Genomic DNA, 17884 nt, shown 5'->3' with positions numbered 1-17884 from the left:
CCGTGAAACACCTTAGCGCCGATGATAGTGGATGTACATCTGTGAAAGTAGGACATCGTCAAGCTCTTACACCTCAAACCCCCGCATGCTATCAGCTTGCGGGGGTTTGTCTTTGGGGAGTAGGAAAGTTACTTCACACAGCTCATCTTGTATTTTTGTTTCGCAACTGTATCGGCATTTTCCATCCGCTCGGTATTTACCGGATGCGTCGATAAAAAAGTCACCGCTGTGCCTTGACCCAATTCCGTCATTCTTTTTGCAAAACGGTAACTACCGCAAGGTGAGTAGCCCGCCTGCATAGCCCATTGCATGCCAAGTGCATCGGCATCGCGTTCGTCCTCGCGATTAAATGTCAGGGTGGCGGTTTTAACGGCAGGGCTTACCAACATGCCGCTAAACGGCACGAATATATTTGCAACCGTCCCGAGTACAAAGCTTGTTGCGCTTTGCGCAAAGGCGACGCTTTCCTGGCGTGATTTATCCGTGTGGCCTAATTTGTGATGGGCCAGTTCATGCCCGAGCGTGGTCGCAAGCACATCCTGATCGTTTCCGAACTCATCCAGAAAGCCTGTCGTAAATATGACTAGCGTACGACCATCTTCGTTAACTGCAAATGCATTGATTTCTTTTTCTCGAGTAACCGCAATCGAGTAACTGAGTCCACTCACGTTTTGCATTCTTTTGCGAACTTGAGCCAGATTCCTGGTTGAGTTGTCTGTGCTTGTAGTTGCTCGATTCCACCAGTCTTCGTTCGGGATAGATACCGTCATTTCCGTTGATTTTCGATTAGACGACGCACATCCGGCTAGACATGCCACCAGACAATACAACATGATTCTCTTAAGCGTCATGTGCATGATTGCAAATGTCTCACAAGTTTTTTAGTAATTGTGCTGTTTCATACAGAGGTAATCCCATGATTCCGCTGTAACTACCTTCGATTTTTTGTATGAATTTCGCTGCGTAACCTTGTACGCCATAGGCACCGGCTTTGCCGAATGGCTCTCCGGTTGCGATGTAATCACTGATGTCTTGAGCTGAAAGTTTTCCGAACGTGACGATCGATTTTGACAGTGCGGTCCATTCACGATTTGCCGTGCTTAATACAATTGCCGTATAGACGATATGTTCGCAGTCAGATAGCGAAGACAAAATACGTGAAGCATCATTAGCATCGATCGGTTTGCCCAATACATCATCACCTAGCGCAACTGTCGTGTCTGCAGTAAGAACCGGACGATTGCAATCGTAGCTTTGCTGGTCTTGAGCGCTTAACCAGATTTTGGCTCTGTGCGCTTTGTCTTTAGCTGTTCTTTGTACATAGTTCAAAGGAGTTTCACCTGAATGGCGAGGCTCATCTTCGCCAGGAGGGGAAGGTACATCAATCACTTCATGCTCAACTCCGACTTGAAGAAGCAATTGATGCCGGCGGGGACTGGCGGACGCAAGGTAAATCATTGAACTCATTTAGACCCCTTCTCATTTAGACCCTTCCTAATTTAGACCCTTTTTAAATCCGATGATATGGATGGTTCACCAGTATCGACCAGGCCCGATAGATTTGTTCGATCAATACAACTCGGACAAGTGGGTGGGGCATGGTCATGGATGACAATCGAATCATGCCTGAACAAGATGCTTTTAGTTCTGCGTCCAAACCATCAGGACCGCCGATGATGATGGCGATAGACTGACCTTGATCTTGCCAGCTTTGCATGACATCGGAAAATTTTTTGGTGGAGTAGTCTCGTCCGTTTTCATCGAGCGCGATGCGAATCGCACCTTCGGGGATGGCAGCCTGAATGCGTTTGCTTTCGGCAGCCATCATTTGTGCGGGTGTCTTGCCGCTTGTGCGAGGCTCGGGCTTGATTTCTTTGAGAGTCACCTGCCAGTCAGCGGGCATTCTTTTTGCGTAGTCATCCCAGGCCGTTTCGACCCAGTTTGGCATGCGCGCGCCGACAGCGATGATGAAAATTTTCATGTCATCATCGCCCTGTTCAATGGATTAGCGTGTCGAGCGTGGTGAGCGGGGTGGGCGTGTCGTGCGCGTGACCTCGCGGCGACCAGTCGATTCTTCACGCATGGCCATCGGGTCGAACTTGGTGTCTGACGACACGACCGCTGGGCGTGTGGATTCGGGCAACAGCTTCAAGCGCACGGGTTTGCCACCCCAGACTTCTTCAAGTCGATAGTACGCACGAATCGCCGGCTGCATGATGTGAATGACGATGTCGCCGATGTCGACCAACACCCATTCGCCCGTGTCTTCGCCTTCTGTTGCGATCACTTCGCCGCCGATGCTCTTGACCTTTTCGCAGACGCTATTGGCGAGCGATCGCGTTTGGCGATTCGATGTGGCCGAACAAATGATGACGCGATCAAAAAGGCTGGTGAGATGCGTGGTGTTGAAAACCTGGATATCCTGAGCTTTCACGTCCTCAAGTGCGTCGACCACGGCGCGTTGTAGTTTTGTAATGTCCATTTTTATGTCCTGTCAGACTGATGCCGACGATAAAGACCGTGAGCAGAGATATAGTTTTCAACGGGTTCGGGAATGAGCTCGCTGATCGTTTCGTTATTCCCAATCCGGCGACGGATCTCGTTTGCCGAAACATTGAGTGGTTCAAACGGAAGGTGAATCAAAGGTTTACGATGATGCTGCATCCAGGCGGTGAGCTCGGCAGGGGCAACGGAATGTGATCCGGGGCGCTCTGCAACCACTAACTGCACGCGCTGGGCAATATCGTACCATTGCCGCCAACTACAGAAATTTTGTAGCTGATCAGCCCCGAGTATCCAGAAGTAATCGTTACCGCCGGGCAGACCCATCACAGTGTCTATTGTATAGGTGGGGCCGCCACGATTGATTTCAACCGGATTGATGACTATTTTTTCAGTCGAACCGACCGCAAGCTTGAGCATGGCAAGTCGATGTTCGGGTTGGGCGCCTAAAGCCGCCTTTTGCCAGGGCTGTCCCGCCGGAATCAGTTGCACCTGGTCAAGAGACAGTTCGGACAAGGCCTTGCACGCCAATGCAATATGGGCAATGTGTACCGGATCGAAGCTGCCGCCAAGAAGTCCGATGCGCATCAGACCCACGACCTAGGTTTCAAATATTGATTCAGTGATGCTTCCGCGGATCCGGGTTCGGCTTGCCAGTTATAGCGCCAGGTCACGATTGGCGGCATCGATAATAGAATCGATTCGGTGCGGCCACCGGATTGCAGGCCGAACAGTGTTCCGCGATCGAAGACCAGGTTGAATTCGACGTACCGGCCTCTGCGATAAGCCTGAAAGTCGCGTTCGCGCTCGCCGTAAGGCGTGTTCAATCGCTTTTGGACAATCGGCAGATAGGCATCGAGGAACGCGTCGCCCACAGAGCGAGTCAGCGCAAAGGCTCCATCGAAACCCGGGGTAGACAAGTCGTCGAAGAATACGCCACCCACACCACGTGTTTCGTTGCGATGCTTGAGGAAGAAATACTCGTCGCACCATTTTTTGTATTCGGGGTAGGCATCGGCACGATGCATATCCAGTGCGTTTTTATTCACTTGATGAAAATGCCGCGCATCTTCCTCGAACACATAATAGGGGGTCAAATCCATGCCACCGCCAAACCAGAAGATATCCTTCTGATCCGTACCGGGTTGCGCCTTAGCGACGAACATCCTGACGTTCATGTGCGTGGTCGGGATGTAAGGATTGCGCGGGTGCAGCACCATGGATACGCCCATGGCCTCCCAGGGCCTTCCGGCAACACCGGGTCTGTGTGCTGTGGCCGACGGAGGTAGCGTCTTGCCCATCACATGGCTGAACAATACGCCGGCGCGTTCGAATACATGCCCGCCCTCGATCAGGCGCGAAATCCCGCCACCGCCTTCGTCGCGCTTCCACTCATCGCGCTGAAATGGCGCACCTTCAATCTTCTCGAGCGCACTGACGATGTTTTGCTGCAGGGACAGCAGATACGAATGAACCGCCGGGATATCGACCTGGCCATCTGCGAGGGCTGTGTGGTTTGAGGTGGAGTCGGTATTCACGCCATTCGTCCTAACGTGGCCCAAGTGCGCGCCAGCCGATATCGGACCTGAACTGGGCACCATCGAACTTGATTGCGTGAACGGCTTCATACGCACGCTGTTGTGTCGCACGAACCGAGTCGTCCAGGGCTGTCACGCAAAGCACTCGTCCACCAGATGTACTCAATACGCCGTCTTTCAGGATAGTCCCTGCGTGAAACACCACGCAGTCGGAACGTGCAGCTGGAATGCCGGTAATCACATCGCCCAAACGAGGGGTCGACGGATAGTTCGCACTCGCCATCACAACCCCCAGCGCTGTGCGCGGATCCCAATCTATTTTGGCTTGATCCAGAGTACCGTTCACTGCGTGTTCAAAGACATCGACCATATCGCTTTGCACCCGCATCATAATCGGCTGCGTTTCGGGGTCGCCCATGCGGCAATTGAATTCGAGCACTTTGATCGATCGCGTCGCATCGTCGCCATCACCGATCATGAGACCCGCATACAGAAAACCCGTGAAAGGGATGCCATCAGCCTGCATACCCTGAATCGTTGGTTCGATGACTTCGCGCATCACGCGCGCGTGAATGATGTCGCTGACCACAGGAGCAGGGGAGTATGCGCCCATGCCGCCGGTGTTAGGTCCCTGGTCGGCATCCTTGAGGCGCTTGTGATCCTGGCTGGTGGCCATAGGCAGAATATGCTTGCCATCGCACATCACGATAAAGCTTGCTTCTTCGCCGAGCAGACATTGCTCGATCACCACGCGTGCGCCCGCAGTGCCCATCGATCCGTCACCCAGCATGGCATCGACAGCCTGATGCGCTTCGGCGGCCGTCATCGCGACCACGACGCCTTTGCCTGCAGCCAAACCATCGGCCTTGATGACGATCGGTGCGCCTTCGCTGTCGATGTAGACATGTGCCGATAAGGGATCGGTAAAGGTCTGGTATTTGGCCGTTGGAATATTGTGGCGAACCATGAACGCTTTGGCGAAGTCTTTCGAGCTTTCGAGCTGTGCGGCGGCCTGGGTCGGCCCGAATATTTTGAGCCCTTTAGCGCGAAACACATCCACGATGCCTTGCGCAAGTGGAGCCTCGGGACCGACCACAGTAAATGCAATATGGTTGCTGATGGCGAATTCGGCTAAAGCCGCCGGATCGCTGATCAAGATGTTCGAGGCTTTTTGCATGAGCGCTGTGCCACCATTGCCCGGCGCCACGTAGACGTGTGCGACCCGCATCGATTGCGACAGGCGCCATGCCAGAGCGTGTTCGCGACCACCAGAGCCAATCACTAGAAGTTTCATCAGATTAGCCTTGTTCATCCATCACTGCGTTGGTGTAGACCTCTTGCACATCATCCAGTGCTTCGAGGGCATCGAGAAGTTTCTGCATCTTGATGGCGTCGTCTCCCGCGAGTTCGATCTCGTTGTTGGGCTTCATGACGATGTCGGCCATTTCAGGCGTCAAGCCTTTGGCTGCCAGCGCATCACGCACAGCCGCAAACTGCGACACAGGACAGACCACTTCGATCACGCCTTCCTCATCGGTCGTGACATCGTCTGCTCCGGCATCCAGGGCGACTTCCATCACCTGGTCTTCCGAGGTGCCAGGTGCGAAGACAAATTGCCCGCAATGCGTAAACATGAAAGCAACCGATCCTTCCTGACCTAGATTGCCACCGTTTTTGGAAAACGCGTGACGCACATCGGCAACAGTCCGGGTGCGGTTGTCGGTCATGCAATCGACGATGACCGCTGCGCCGCCCAAGCCATAACCCTCGTAACGGATTTCATCGAAGTTCGATCCATCGGCCCCGCCTACGCCTTTGGTGATGGCACGCTGGACATTGTCCTTTGGCATATTTGCGGCATTAGCCTTGTCCCAGGCCAGACGCAGACGCGGGTTCGAGTCCGGATCCGGTCCGCCTGCACGTGCGGCGACGGTGATTTCGCGAATGATTTTGGTCCATAGCTTGCCGCGCTTGGCGTCTTGACGCCCCTTGCGGTGCTGAATATTGGCCCATTTGCTGTGTCCAGCCATAATTCCCTGCAATTTTGTCTGAATAATCCGCCATTTTACCTTGTGCAAGAGATAAACTTGTCCTGTTTTTGATCGTCCAAAATCATTCTCAGGAGCACTCATGAGTCAAGTCGTCAAGGCCATCCGCATCGAGCAAAATGGTGGTCCCGAAGTTCTGAAGTTAGTTGATGTCGAAGTTTCGGCACCGGCCGATAATGAAGTCACGATCCAGCAGCATGCCGCCGGCTTGAACTTCATTGACATCTATTTCCGCGAAGGTCTCTACAAACAGCCGTTGCCTCATGGCCTGGGTGCTGAAGGCGCAGGCGTCGTGACCGCTGTCGGCAAGCTGGCTAAAAAGCGCTTCAAGGTAGGTGATCGCGTGGCCTACGGTCAAAGCCCCCTGGGTGGATATGCCCAGGCGCGCAACGTGCCAGCCGCGCAAGTCGTGCATCTGCCCAAGGGCATCAGCTTCGAAGAAGCGGCTGCGATCATGCTTAAAGGCTTGACCGTTCAGTATCTGTTCCGTCAGACGTACCGCCTGCAAGGTGGCGAAACAATTCTGTTTCACGCAGCCGCCGGTGGCGTGGGCCTGATCGCATGCCAGTGGGCAAAAGCCCTGGGCGTCAAGCTGATCGGCACTGTTTCGAGCCCCGAGAAGGCCGTCATAGCCAAAGCCAACGGCGCTTGGCAAGTCATTGATTATTCGAAAGAAAACGTAGTCGAGCGCGTGATGGAACTGACCAAGGGCAAAAAAGTTCCGGTCGTCTATGACGGCGTAGGTAAAGACACTTGGCTGGCATCGCTTGACTGTTTGCAACCACGTGGTCTGATGGTTAGCTACGGCAATGCTTCCGGTCCGGTCGATGGCGTGAACCTAGGCATTCTGGCTACCAAGGGATCGCTGTATGTCACGCGTCCAACCTTGGGCACCCACGTCAACACGGCCGAAAAAATGCAAGCGGCTGCAGACGAGCTCTTCGATCTGGTCTTGAAAAAGAAAATCAAGGTGCGCATCGATCAGCGTTATCCGCTGGCTCAGGCAGCTGACGCGCAAATTGCGTTGGCTGCCCGCAAGACTACCGGCGCGACGGTTTTCACGCTGGATTAAGGATCACGATCGGGCGACTATCCATCGATTTTGATGCGGTAGATAGTTGTCAGGCTAGTCAAAAAAAAGCGCGATTGCATTGAAGTGCAATCGCGCTTTTTTAATCGTGCTTTCTTTTTGAAAAAATATTTATAGCCGGATACTTTATTTGTCCCTTGTGAGGATTTTGGCTAATGCCGTTATCTTTGCAAATAAATCACTTCGTTTCGTGGTGATAGCGGGTGACGCGTTCGACCTCGTTCTTCGATCCCAACACCACGCCAACACGCTGGTGCAGAGATGTCGGTTGAATGTCCAGAATGCGCTGATTGCCGTCAGTTGCGGCGCCCCCGGCTTGCTCGACCAGCATGCTCATCGGGTTGGCTTCGTACATCAGGCGAAGTTTGCCGGGCTTGTTGGGTTCACGCGAGTCCCACGGGTACATGAAGATACCGCCGCGTGTTATCAGGCGATGCACATCGGCCACCATGGAGGCGATCCAGCGCATATTGAAGTCCTTTTCGCGCGGACCGGTTTTACCGGCCAGACACTCGTCGATATACCGCTTAACCGGTGGCGCCCAGTGGCGCATGTTCGACATATTGATAGCGAATTCTTTTGTGTCGGCAGGGATCTGCATGTTTTCGGACGTCAGGATCCATGAACCCATTTCGCGATCCAGCGTGAACCCCACTACACCGTTGCCGATCGTGAGGATGAGCATGGTCTGTGGGCCGTAAATCGCATAGCCTGCTGCAACTTGAGTGCTGCCGGGCTGCAGGAAATCCTCTTCAGTCACTTCGCGCCCCGAGGCCGATTGCGGAGCACGCAGGACAGAAAATATCGTACCGATCGATACGTTTACATCGATGTTCGACGAGCCATCAAGCGGATCAAACAGCAACAGAAATTCGCCTTTGGGATAGCGGTTCGGAATTCGGTGGATGGTTTCCATTTCTTCGGACGCCATGGCAGCCAGATGTCCGCCCCATTCGTTGGCTTCAAGCAAGACCTCGTTGGACATCACGTCGAGTTTTTTCTGCACTTCACCCTGAACGTTTTCGGATTCGAGACTGCCTAGCACTCCACCCAGCGCTCCCTTGCTAACCGCATGGCTGATGGACTTACAGGCACGCGAGACGATTTCTATCAGCAGTCGCACTTCAGCGCTCAGGGCGTGGGCAGAGCGTTGTTGCTCAACCAAGTATTGCGTGAGAGTTTTACGTTTCATATCGATACAGGTTCAGGGATGAGTTGTTAAGGGATGGATAGCGGATAGCGTCAGTTTAACGGTTGTGCAGCGTAACCTAGTAACAAGACTTGTCAACGGTTCTCGCCTATGGTCATCAGAGCGATAGAGCCTTGGACACAATTTCAAGGGTGTTGCGCGAAATGCCCTGGTGCGAGGCTACCCGCTGCAATTGTGACTGCATCAGTTTGGACGCGGTCGGTATCATGCGCGACCACTGGTCCATGGCGCGCGCCAGGCGTGCAGCGATCTCAGGATTGATTTCATCCAGGGCCAATACTTGATCTGCCCAAAAAATGTATCCGCTTCCGTCTTCGGCGTGAAATCCGGTCGGATTATTGATGCAGAACTGGAATATCAACGCCCGCGCGCGGTTCGGGTTTCGTAAAGTAAAGGCGGGGTGGGCCATGAGGCCGCGCACGCGCTCAACAGTGGTCAAAACTGAAGTGGCCTGAGCCGCGAACCACTTATCGATCACCAGCGGCTCATGCTGCCATTGTTCGAAAAAGCCCACGACTGCTTCACTGGCATCCTCGGAATCACTTTGCTGGGCAAGGCCCGCCAGGGCGGCCATCCGGTCCGTCATGTTAGTGGCATGGTTGAATTGCATCAGGGTCAGCAACAAGGCATCCTGCTTTTGTGCAGCAAGCAGATAGGCCAGCGCCAGGTTTTTGAGTGCCCGCTTGCCTGATGGTCCCGGGGCCGGGGAATAGGCTCCCGGCGTGACATTGTCCTTATACGCGGCAAGCAGTTCATGCGCGCAGGCCTGGCCAAGTTGAATCCGCATGGCTTGTCGCGCATGTGCGATCGCTAGTGGATCCATTGGCGACATGCGCGCTTCGAGTGTTTTGTCCGAGGGCAAGGCGAGCGCGCGGGCGCGGTAACCGGCATCCAGGCTGGCGTCTTGCAGGATCGATTTCCACGCTTGTATGAACACGGCATCGATCGAGCTGCATCGCCCTGTTTCTCTCCACGCCTTGGCTAGGCGGATGATTTGCCTGGAGGCGAGCTCCTGTCCGGCTTCCCATCTCGCGAAGGCGTTACGGTCGTGTGCCAACAGCAACGCGAGTTGAGCATCGGTGTAGTCGTATTCGATAATGACGGGCGCCGAGAAATCGCGTAGCAAAGAGGGCGTTGGAGCAGATTCGATGTCATCGAATGTCCAGGACTGTGATTCCTGCAGTAACTCGAGCATGACGGTGCCGACGGTTTGTCCATTGTGCTTCAAGGGCATGTTTTTGCCATTGGCATCCAGCAGTCCGATCAACACCGGGATATGGAAAGGCAACTTTTGCAGATTGGTTTGCTTTTCGACACCGACCGGAGCGCATCGTTGCGTCATCGTCAGGTGGCACTGCCTAGTATTGGCGTTGTAGTCCATCATGACATGCACGCGCGGCGTGCCAGCCTGGCTGTACCACCGTTTGAACACCTCGAGGTTGATCTCGGGGTTGCCCGGATGTTGACGCTCGTAGGCCCATTGCATGGCGCTGACAAAGTCATCGCATGTCACGGCCTGGCCATCGTGACGCCTGAAGTATTCGTCCATGCCGGCCCGAAATCCCTTTTCGCCTAAAAGCGTGTGCATCATGCGGATGACTTCGGCGCCTTTTTCGTAGACGGTGGCGGTATAAAAATTGCCGATCTCCTGATAGCTTTCCGGACGGATCGGGTGCGCCATCGGGCCGCTATCTTCCGGAAACTGGGCGTTGCGCAGCGCAATCACGTCATCGATGCGTTTATTGGCCCGAGCACTGGCAGCTTCATTCGCTGGCAATCCATGCGCCATCATGTCGGCAGTGAATTCCTGATCTCTGAAAACCGTCAGACCTTCCTTCAGACTTAATTGAAACCAATCACGGCAGGTGACGCGGTTGCCGGTCCAGTTATGAAAATACTCATGTCCGATGACCGCCTCGATGGCTTGATAATTGGCATCGGTCGCCGTATTCGGGTCGGCCAGAACATAAGCTGCATTAAAGATGTTGAGGCCTTTGTTTTCCATTGCGCCCATGTTGAAATCGCGCGCCGCAACGATCATGAAGCGATCAAGATCCAATTCCAGACCGAACCGGTCTTCATCCCATCGCAGCGATCGCTCAAGCGACTCCATGGCCCAGGCGGTTTGGTTGATGGTTCCCTGATCGCTATAGATCTGCAGCAGGGCATCGCGTCCGGACGCGGTCTTGGTCATGTGTTCGCGGCATGCGAAATTGCCGGCCACCAGGGCAAACAGGTAACAGGGCTTGGCGAAGGGGTCATGCCACTGGGACTCGTGCAGCCCCTCAGATAAATCCTGTTGATGAATCAGGTTGCCGTTTGACAGCATGTTCGGATAAAGCTTGCGATCGCCGCGAAGGGTGACCCAGTATTCGGACATTACATCGGGTCTGTCGGCAAACCAGCATATGCGTCTAAAGCCTTGCGCCTCGCATTGCGTGAACATGCTTTCACCCGATACGTACAGCCCTGACAAGGTTGTGTTTTTGATCGGGCGACATGTGCTGACGATCGTCACTTCTGCCTCATCTGGCAGGTTCAGTAAAGTCAGCGTGCGATCTGTCAGAACATAATTTTTAGATGTCTGCACCAGACCATTGACGTGGATGGAGATCAGGGACAGTTCTTCGCCATCAAGCACCAGATCCGCAGTCGCGGCCGTCTCGCCAAGTTCGTCGACTCTGCGTTGAACCTCGAGCGTGCAACTGACCCAGGTCTGATCCGCATTGAGTTCGAAGCTCAACCTGACTGTCGGTATCCGGAAAGGGTAGGGTTGATAGTCCTGACGATGAATGGTCGTGTCGGTTTCGTTGTGCATGGGAGATGTCCAATTCAATTCCGTACATTGTAATTTGTCGCTTGCCGACGCCAACGACCTCATTTTTGCCCTATCATTAAATGAAAAGCATAAGGGGCGAATGTATAAATGAGCATAAAACTTGAAGTTAAACCGATATCCGGTTCGGTGGGAGCCGAGATTCACGGAGTCAATCTGCTTGAACCGGTCAGTGATGCGTTGATCGCACAGATTCGTCAGGCTTGGCTTGAGCACGGCGTGGTGTTTTTCCGAAACCAGCCGCTTGAGTCTGGACCCTATCTGGAGTTCGCAAAGCGTTTTGGCGAAGTGATCGAATATCCGTTTGTTAAAGGGTTGCCCGATTTTCCGTTGATCATTCCGGTATTGAAGTTGCCGCATGAAAAAACCAATTTCGGCGGGGTCTGGCATACCGACACCACGTATCTCGAAACTCCACCGACCGCCACGATGCTGATCGCGCGTGAATTGCCCCCCTATGGTGGCGACACGATGTTTTCGAGCAATTATGCGGCTTACGATGCCTTGTCGCCGGGCCTCAAAGAAATGCTCGACGGCATGAAAGCAGTGAACTCTTCGGCCAAGGCTGCCGTCACTAAAACACGTGAGGATCGGCTCGAGGACTCCGCGACCGACAAAGCACGTACGGAATTGTCCGCTGAGCATCCTGTGGTGAGAACGCACCCCGAAACCGGGCGCAAGGCTCTTTACGTCAACCCCGGTCACACAACGCATTTTGTTGGCTGGACCCAGGAAGAAAGCGAGCCTTTGCTGAATTACATATACGCACACCAGGTGAGGCCCGAATTTACTTGCCGCTTCCGTTGGGAAGTTGGTTCGATTGCATTGTGGGATAACCGCTGCGTATTGCATAATCCAATCAACGATTATCATGGCTACAAGCGTCTGCTTCACAGAGTGACGCTCAAGGGCGATAAACCCCGCTGACCCTCTATCCCTCGGGTTGGTTGACGTGCATACGATGGATGATCGCATCCATCGTGTCGTTTCGTCTTCATTCATCTACTCTTTATTTTTAATATTTCCGGATATTTTTATTTGGAAGATGAGGTTTTGGGATTAAAAAATGAATATATTCAAAGGCTTATCTGGAATGGCCTGTTTGCTGATTACACTGGGCATGATGACAGGCGCCCAAGCGCAGATGCCATCCGAACTGTCGGGTAAATCCATCAAAATCATTGTGCCCCAGACGGCGGCAGGGGCATCGGATTCACTCGCCCGCATCATGGCATCCGAATTGTCCAAGCGTTGGGGTGCCAATATTGTGGTTGAAAACCGTCCTGGTGCCGGCGGCAATATCGGCAGCGATATCGTTGCCAAGTCGCAGCCTGACGGGACAACCTGGCTGATGAGCTATTCGGGTACGCACGCAATTAACCCCGCCTTGTACAAGAACATGCCATTCGATACCGCCAAAGACCTTAAGCCTTTGGGATCGCTTGCGACCTTGCCCTTCGTCATGGTGATCACCCCCAGTCTGCCGATCAAATCGGTTGCCGATTTTGTTGCCTATGCCAAGGCTAATCCCGGTAAGGTCAATATCGCATCCTCAGGTAATGGATCAGTCGCTCATTTGCTCGACAACATGATGGATAAGGACGCGGGCATTAAAACGACGCATGTCCCCTACAAGGGCGTGGCTGCCTCGCTCACCGACGTGATGAGCGGCGAAGTGCAAGGCACGTTTGCCAGCGCGCCCTCTGTCATGGGGCAAATCAAGGCGGGGCAGGTTCGGCCGATTGCTGTGTCTGCCACCAAACGGTCGGCCGCTTTGCCTGATGTTCCAACATTTGCGGAGGCTGGTTTGCCGGCTCTCGCGCTAGATGCCTGGTTTGCATTTTTTGTACCCTCCGGCACGCCCGATGCGTTAACCAAGCAAATTCACGCCGAAATTAATAAAGTGCTTGAAGATCCTGCCGTTGTCGCACAGTTTGCAAGCAAAGGAGCTTCACCCATGAAGACCTCTTTGGGCGATTTTCAGAAAATTGTCGACAAGGATATGGCGCAGTGGGGACAGGCTGTTAAAGACTCGGGAGCCAAAATCGATTAATCGATTTACGAGAATCGGTATTGATTTTAGTAATTTTCTTGTATGAATTGATTTAATTTTTACCAATTAAATCAATTCATTACGAAATTTTTTTACAAAATTAATTAATTTAGTTGAAACCACCTGGTTCAAATTGTTACTGGAAACGATTTGGTTTTTAATTGAAGGATCTTGATTTTGTATAACTATTATTTTTGATTCAAAATATTTCAAAATGAAAAAATGCACCAGATTGGTGAAGGTATCTAACTACCTGAATCTGGTGCATTTGGATTTTAATTAGACGGAATCTAATTAAGAAAAATCGATATTTAAATCAGAAACTGCTGGCGAGGCTGTCCGTTTTTCTCGGCCTCCACCACCCACAAAGGTGCTTTGCCACGACCGGTCCAGGTTGCGCCCGATTCGGGATGGCGATACTTTGCCGCAACAGGCTTTTTCGCCGTTGTCTTTGGAGCCTTTGGTGCCTTGGATGAGCTTGGTTTGTCCGCGCCTGATGATTTACGACCAAAGGCTGCTGCAATTTCTTCAGGAGTAATGTTGTACTCTTTCATCGAGCGAATGATCGAGTTGATGACAGGTTTACGGCTCTTGCTCTGAAGAACCTGCGCCTGTTTTTGCAGTCTTTCGATTTCTTTATTGATTTTTGCTTGTAAAGACGCGTAATTTTGGCGTGCCATGTATGTATAACCTTTATGGATTTTGAATCGTTGAATTGTTTATTTTGGAATCAGAAAACGTATTAATAAATAATACGCTTTCATAATAATATCTCATGAACGACTAAATATATATTATTCACGACAGATATTTTTTTAAACTGGACAATTTAATCATAATTAATCAGGCCTGATTAGATAAAAATATTATTTCCAAATTGACATGCATATGAAAGAATCCTTAAAAGTCGCGGCAATTCAAATGGTTACGGGAATATCCTTGTCTGAGAATCTTGAAACTGCCGGACGTTTGATTGATCTGGCCGCATCGGACGGGGCACGGTTAATTGCGCTGCCGGAATATTTTTGTTTATTGGGTCAAAACGAAACCGATAAACTAAAAATTGCTGAAACTCCAGGTGACGGACCCATACAGAAGTTTTTATCGGATAAATCCCGTCAGCACGGAATTTGGTTATCCGGCGGGAGTATTCCGCTGGTTTCGCCTGTGCAAGATAAGGTATTGAATACTCAATTAGTATTTAATCCCGAGGGTGAACAAATCGCCCGTTACGACAAAATCCATTTGTTTAGTTTCTCCCGCGGCGCGGAAAATTACGATGAATCCCGGGGCATAGTCGCGGGGGCGTCGATTCAACGGGTCGATACGCCCATTGCGGATATTGGATTGTCTATTTGTTATGACCTGAGGTTTCCGGAGTTGTACCGGGCGTTGGGGCAGGTTGATTTGATTCTGGTGCCATCTGCTTTTACTTACACAACCGGTCAGGCACACTGGGAAGTCTTGCTACGTGCCCGGGCCATCGAAAATCAGTGTTATGTGCTGGCCCCCGCCCAAGGCGGGGTGCATGCAAACGGACGTAAAACCTGGGGTCATTCGATGTTGATCGACCCTTGGGGCGAAGTGATATCCGTTTTGGATGAGCAGGAGGGGGTTGTAAGCGGTACGATAGACCCCATACGATTAAGTGAAGTCAGGCAGGCGTTGCCGGCACTCAAGCATCGTGTGCTTTGATAGAGCATGCTCTGATTTCTGTTTATGCATCCATGAATGCTGGATGTTAGCGCCCGAATCACTTATCGATTCGGTTGTTCCATATTTGTTTGACGCTTGAGCTAAATGAATCTGATCGATCCCGGTAGTACCTCGCTTGTGACCGCCAAAAACCTTTTGCTCGACCCTTGGGGGTTGACTGAATCCGATATGGCGCGCGCCTTGAGCGAAATTTTCACGCATAAAGTCGACTACGCGGATCTTTATTTTCAATATACGCGCAGCGAAGGCTGGAGCCTGGAAGAGGGCATCGTCAAGACCGGAAGCTTCTCGATTCATCAAGGCGTTGGAGTGCGTGCCGTGGCCGGCGAAAAAACGGCTTTTGCCTATTCGGATGCTTTATCGCCCGAGGCATTGCTTTCGTCTTCACGTGCGGTGCGTAGTATCGCCAGGCAAGGTAAGGGTCGAATTCATGTCCGCACCGGCGATGACCATACGCCCGGGTCCAATTTGTATTTGCCCGTGGATCCGTTGCAAAGCATGACCGCCCCCGAAAAAGTCGCCTTGCTCGAAAAGATCGAGAAAATGGCCCGCGCCAAAGATCCTCATGTGATTCAGGTGATGGCCGGCATGGGCATGGAATACGATGTGGTCATGATCGCAGGCAGCGATGGACGCCTGGCTGCCGATGTGCGTCCTTTGGTGCGTTTATCCTTGAACGTGATCGTCGAGAAAAATGGTCGCCGCGAAACGGGTAGCGCTGGTGGGGGCGGGCGCACGGGGCTGGAGTACTTCACCGATGAGGTGTTGAGAAATTATGTCGATCGCGCTGTGCACGAGGCGCTTGTGAATCTCGAAGCACGACCTGCGCCCGCCGGCGAAATGACGGTGGTGCTCGGATCGGGATGGCCGGGCATTCTTTTGCATGAAGCTGTCGGGCACGGACTTGAAGGCGATTTCAACCGCAAAGGTTCGAGTGTGTTTTCCGGTCGGATCGGCGAAAAGGTTGCTGCCAAGGGCGTCACGGTCGTTGATGACGGCACGATCCAGGGGCGCCGTGGATCCCTGAATATTGACGATGAAGGCAATCCGACGCAGCGTAACGTGTTGATCGAAGACGGGATTTTGCGGGGCTACATGCAGGACACCACTAATGCGCGCCTGATGAAAACCGCAGTCACCGGCAATGGTCGACGAGAATCCTTTGCGCACCTTCCCATGCCCAGGATGACCAATACTTTCATGCTTGCCGGAGATAAAACCCCGGAAGAGATCATTTCTTCGGTCAAAAAGGGCATTTATGCCGCAAATTTTGGCGGGGGCTCGGTGGATATCACCAGCGGAAAATTCGTGTTTTCCGCCTCAGAAGCCTACATGATCGAAAACGGCAAAATCACCTATCCGGTCAGGGGGGCGACTTTGATCGGCAATGGTCCGGAGTCCATGAGCCGCATCAGCATGGTCGGCAACGATTTGAAACTCGATAGCGGGGTTGGCACTTGCGGCAAGGAAGGGCAAAGCGTCCCTGTTGGCGTTGGCATGCCGACAGTCAAAATGGACGGCTTGACGGTGGGTGGCACGGCCTAGTGGTGTCGGATGAGCCGGAACTGTGCACGATGACCTGATTTTCATGGTAGAGTAGAGCGAATATGAATAAACAAGCCCTCCTTATCCATACTTTGCCTGACGCGACCCGCTCTGCCGGTATTGCCTTGGGCGAACGATTTTATAAGTATGGATATACCCATTCGCTGGCGAAGGGCTGGTTGCATTTGATCTGATTAAACCAATACCCGAAACCGCCAGCCAAGCTGGCGGTTTTTTTTTACCCGATACGTGTTCGCTTTCAGGAGTCTGTTGTGTCCCATAATACCGATGACCTTCGCATCCGAGAAATTAAAGAGCTGGCGCCGCCCGCGCACACCATGCGCGAGTTTGCCTGTTCCTCGCAGGTTTCATCCCTGGTGCATGATGCCAGGCAATCCGTGCATCGCATCCTGCATAACATGGATGATCGTCTTGCCGTCGTGATCGGGCCATGCTCCATACATGACACCAAGGCTGCACTTGATTACGCACGTCGCCTCAAAGCCGAACGCGACCGCTTTAGCGGCGAACTCGAAATCATCATGCGGGTTTACTTCGAAAAGCCACGCACCACCGTAGGCTGGAAGGGGCTGATCAACGATCCGCACATGGACGGCAGTTTCAACATTAATGAGGGTTTACGCATCGCGCGTGGCTTGTTGCTCGAAATCAACGAGATGGGTTTGCCGGCCGGTTGCGAATTCCTGGACATGATTACCCCGCAATACATCGCGGACCTTGTGTCCTGGGGCGCGATTGGCGCTCGCACCACCGAAAGCCAGGTGCATCGCGAACTGGCTTCGGGACTGTCTTGCCCAGTGGGTTTCAAAAATGGCACGGACGGAAATGTGCGCATTGCCGTCGATGCGATCAAGGCTGCATCGCATCCCCATCATTTTCTTTCGGTCACCAAAGGCGGTCATTCCGCAATTGTGTCGACCGCCGGTAACGAAGACTGTCACGTGATTCTGCGTGGAGGCAAGGTGCCTAACTATGATGCGCAAAGTGTTGAGGCAGCATGTGTGGACATGGCCAAGGCCGGCCTGGCGCAGCGTGTCATGATCGATGCAAGCCATGCCAACAGCAACAAGAAGCCCGAAAATCAACCTGCAGTCTGTCAGGATGTCGCGAGTCAGATCGCAAAAGGCGATTTGCGCATTATGGGGCTCATGATCGAAAGTAACCTAGTTGCGGGGCGCCAGGACCTGGTGGCGGGTCAACCGTTGACTTACGGCCAGAGTATCACCGATGGCTGTATCGATTGGGACAGCTCGGTTGCGGTCCTCGAGGTTTTGGCTCAATCTGTTAAAGACCGCCGCCGTGCAATCAATACATCCGGTAAATAA

Annotated in this window: 17 protein-coding genes; 6 read left to right on the top strand and 11 right to left on the bottom strand. The window is 52.7% G+C overall.

What is annotated here, in order from left to right:
- Positions 1-128 precede the first annotated feature (128 nt).
- The 8 genes from G3I67_RS02675 to G3I67_RS02640 form a co-directional block, all read right to left on the bottom strand.
- On the bottom strand, positions 129-770 hold the full coding sequence (locus G3I67_RS02675; protein ID WP_163651397.1) for a M48 family metallopeptidase: 642 nt from the start codon (positions 768-770) through the stop codon (positions 129-131).
- 100 nt (positions 771-870) lie between these two features.
- Positions 871-1467, bottom strand: coding sequence for a Maf family protein (locus G3I67_RS02670; protein ID WP_235931619.1), 597 nt, complete (start codon positions 1465-1467; stop codon positions 871-873).
- Between the two features lie 43 nt (positions 1468-1510).
- Positions 1511-1981 (bottom strand): 23S rRNA (pseudouridine(1915)-N(3))-methyltransferase RlmH, encoded by a 471-nt coding sequence (gene rlmH, locus G3I67_RS02665; RefSeq protein ID WP_163651396.1) that lies wholly within the window; start codon positions 1979-1981, stop codon positions 1511-1513.
- A gap of 24 nt (positions 1982-2005) precedes the next feature.
- On the bottom strand, positions 2006-2482 hold the full coding sequence (rsfS, locus tag G3I67_RS02660; protein ID WP_163651395.1) for a ribosome silencing factor: 477 nt from the start codon (positions 2480-2482) through the stop codon (positions 2006-2008).
- A 2-nt stretch (positions 2483-2484) separates the two neighbouring features.
- Complete coding sequence (gene nadD / locus G3I67_RS02655) at positions 2485-3093, bottom strand: nicotinate (nicotinamide) nucleotide adenylyltransferase (protein WP_163651450.1); 609 nt, start codon at positions 3091-3093, stop codon at positions 2485-2487.
- Positions 3090-3986 (bottom strand): oxygen-dependent coproporphyrinogen oxidase, encoded by an 897-nt coding sequence (gene hemF, locus G3I67_RS02650; RefSeq protein ID WP_311197036.1) that lies wholly within the window; start codon positions 3984-3986, stop codon positions 3090-3092. The genes nadD and hemF overlap by 4 nt, the downstream gene beginning before the upstream one ends.
- Positions 3987-4050: 64 nt before the next feature.
- Positions 4051-5334, bottom strand: coding sequence for a phosphoribosylamine--glycine ligase (gene purD, locus G3I67_RS02645; RefSeq protein WP_163651393.1), 1284 nt, complete (start codon positions 5332-5334; stop codon positions 4051-4053).
- Positions 5335-5338: 4 nt separating this feature from the next.
- Positions 5339-6070, bottom strand: a complete 732-nt coding sequence (locus G3I67_RS02640; protein WP_163651392.1) for a YebC/PmpR family DNA-binding transcriptional regulator — start codon at positions 6068-6070, stop codon at positions 5339-5341.
- A gap of 100 nt (positions 6071-6170) precedes the next feature.
- Here G3I67_RS02640 and G3I67_RS02635 point away from each other — a divergent pair, with 100 nt between their 5' ends.
- Complete coding sequence (locus G3I67_RS02635) at positions 6171-7160, top strand: quinone oxidoreductase family protein (protein ID WP_163651391.1); 990 nt, start codon at positions 6171-6173, stop codon at positions 7158-7160.
- A 196-nt stretch (positions 7161-7356) separates the two neighbouring features.
- Here G3I67_RS02635 and G3I67_RS02630 read toward each other — a convergent pair whose 3' ends face one another.
- Positions 7357-8370, bottom strand: a complete 1014-nt coding sequence (locus G3I67_RS02630; protein WP_163651390.1) for a class 1 fructose-bisphosphatase — start codon at positions 8368-8370, stop codon at positions 7357-7359.
- 115 nt (positions 8371-8485) lie between these two features.
- The gene (gene pepN, locus G3I67_RS02625) at positions 8486-11206 is read right to left on the bottom strand and encodes an aminopeptidase N (protein ID WP_163651389.1); all 2721 of its coding nucleotides are present in this window, start codon (positions 11204-11206) and stop codon (positions 8486-8488) included.
- 108 nt (positions 11207-11314) lie between these two features.
- On the opposite strand from pepN, the gene G3I67_RS02620 reads away from it, so the two are divergent.
- Positions 11315-12151, top strand: coding sequence for a TauD/TfdA dioxygenase family protein (locus tag G3I67_RS02620; RefSeq protein WP_163651388.1), 837 nt, complete (start codon positions 11315-11317; stop codon positions 12149-12151).
- A 139-nt stretch (positions 12152-12290) separates the two neighbouring features.
- Complete coding sequence (locus G3I67_RS02615; protein ID WP_163651387.1) at positions 12291-13277, top strand: Bug family tripartite tricarboxylate transporter substrate binding protein; 987 nt, start codon at positions 12291-12293, stop codon at positions 13275-13277.
- A gap of 311 nt (positions 13278-13588) precedes the next feature.
- On the opposite strand, the gene G3I67_RS02610 is transcribed toward G3I67_RS02615, so the two are convergent.
- Positions 13589-13957 carry an H-NS histone family protein gene (locus G3I67_RS02610; RefSeq protein ID WP_163651386.1) on the bottom strand — a complete coding sequence of 123 codons (369 nt, stop codon included), beginning with the start codon at positions 13955-13957 and terminating at the stop codon, positions 13589-13591.
- A gap of 202 nt (positions 13958-14159) precedes the next feature.
- Between G3I67_RS02610 and G3I67_RS02605 the strand changes: the two genes are divergently transcribed.
- The 3 genes from G3I67_RS02605 to aroG all read left to right on the top strand — a co-directional run bounded on the left by G3I67_RS02605 (position 14160) and on the right by aroG (position 17884).
- Positions 14160-14972 carry a carbon-nitrogen hydrolase family protein gene (locus tag G3I67_RS02605; protein WP_163651385.1) on the top strand — a complete coding sequence of 271 codons (813 nt, stop codon included), beginning with the start codon at positions 14160-14162 and terminating at the stop codon, positions 14970-14972.
- Between the two features lie 105 nt (positions 14973-15077).
- Positions 15078-16538 (top strand): metalloprotease TldD, encoded by a 1461-nt coding sequence (gene tldD / locus G3I67_RS02600; protein WP_163651384.1) that lies wholly within the window; start codon positions 15078-15080, stop codon positions 16536-16538.
- A 272-nt stretch (positions 16539-16810) separates the two neighbouring features.
- Positions 16811-17884: a 3-deoxy-7-phosphoheptulonate synthase AroG gene (gene aroG / locus G3I67_RS02595; RefSeq protein WP_163651383.1), complete on the top strand. Its 1074-nt coding sequence runs from the start codon at positions 16811-16813 to the stop codon at positions 17882-17884.

Source organism: Sheuella amnicola, from assembly GCF_010499255.1.
In the GTDB taxonomy this organism is placed as follows: Bacteria; Pseudomonadota; Gammaproteobacteria; order Burkholderiales; family Burkholderiaceae_B; genus Zwartia; species Zwartia amnicola.
Note: the sequence above shows the minus strand (reverse complement) of the source record. Positions and strands in the feature narration are given on the sequence as shown.

What these genes read in the sequence shown, in the direction of transcription:
- G3I67_RS02620 (WP_163651388.1), top strand. Translation starts at nt 11,315, where the DNA reads ATGAGCATAAAACTTGAAGTTAAACCGATATCCGGTTCGGTGGGAGCC.
- G3I67_RS02675 (WP_163651397.1), bottom strand. Translation starts at nt 770, where the DNA reads ATGACGGTATCTATCCCGAACGAAGACTGGTGGAATCGAGCAACTACA.
- G3I67_RS02635 (WP_163651391.1), top strand. Translation starts at nt 6,171, where the DNA reads ATGAGTCAAGTCGTCAAGGCCATCCGCATCGAGCAAAATGGTGGTCCC.
- G3I67_RS02610 (WP_163651386.1), bottom strand. Translation starts at nt 13,957, where the DNA reads ATGGCACGCCAAAATTACGCGTCTTTACAAGCAAAAATCAATAAAGAA.
- G3I67_RS02615 (WP_163651387.1), top strand. Translation starts at nt 12,291, where the DNA reads ATGAATATATTCAAAGGCTTATCTGGAATGGCCTGTTTGCTGATTACA.
- G3I67_RS02605 (WP_163651385.1), top strand. Translation starts at nt 14,160, where the DNA reads ATGCATATGAAAGAATCCTTAAAAGTCGCGGCAATTCAAATGGTTACG.
- rsfS (WP_163651395.1), bottom strand. Translation starts at nt 2,482, where the DNA reads ATGGACATTACAAAACTACAACGCGCCGTGGTCGACGCACTTGAGGAC.
- G3I67_RS02630 (WP_163651390.1), bottom strand. Translation starts at nt 8,370, where the DNA reads ATGAAACGTAAAACTCTCACGCAATACTTGGTTGAGCAACAACGCTCT.
- rlmH (WP_163651396.1), bottom strand. Translation starts at nt 1,981, where the DNA reads ATGAAAATTTTCATCATCGCTGTCGGCGCGCGCATGCCAAACTGGGTC.
- G3I67_RS02670 (WP_235931619.1), bottom strand. Translation starts at nt 1,467, where the DNA reads ATGAGTTCAATGATTTACCTTGCGTCCGCCAGTCCCCGCCGGCATCAA.
- purD (WP_163651393.1), bottom strand. Translation starts at nt 5,334, where the DNA reads ATGAAACTTCTAGTGATTGGCTCTGGTGGTCGCGAACACGCTCTGGCA.
- G3I67_RS02640 (WP_163651392.1), bottom strand. Translation starts at nt 6,070, where the DNA reads ATGGCTGGACACAGCAAATGGGCCAATATTCAGCACCGCAAGGGGCGT.
- tldD (WP_163651384.1), top strand. Translation starts at nt 15,078, where the DNA reads ATGAATCTGATCGATCCCGGTAGTACCTCGCTTGTGACCGCCAAAAAC.
- pepN (WP_163651389.1), bottom strand. Translation starts at nt 11,206, where the DNA reads ATGCACAACGAAACCGACACGACCATTCATCGTCAGGACTATCAACCC.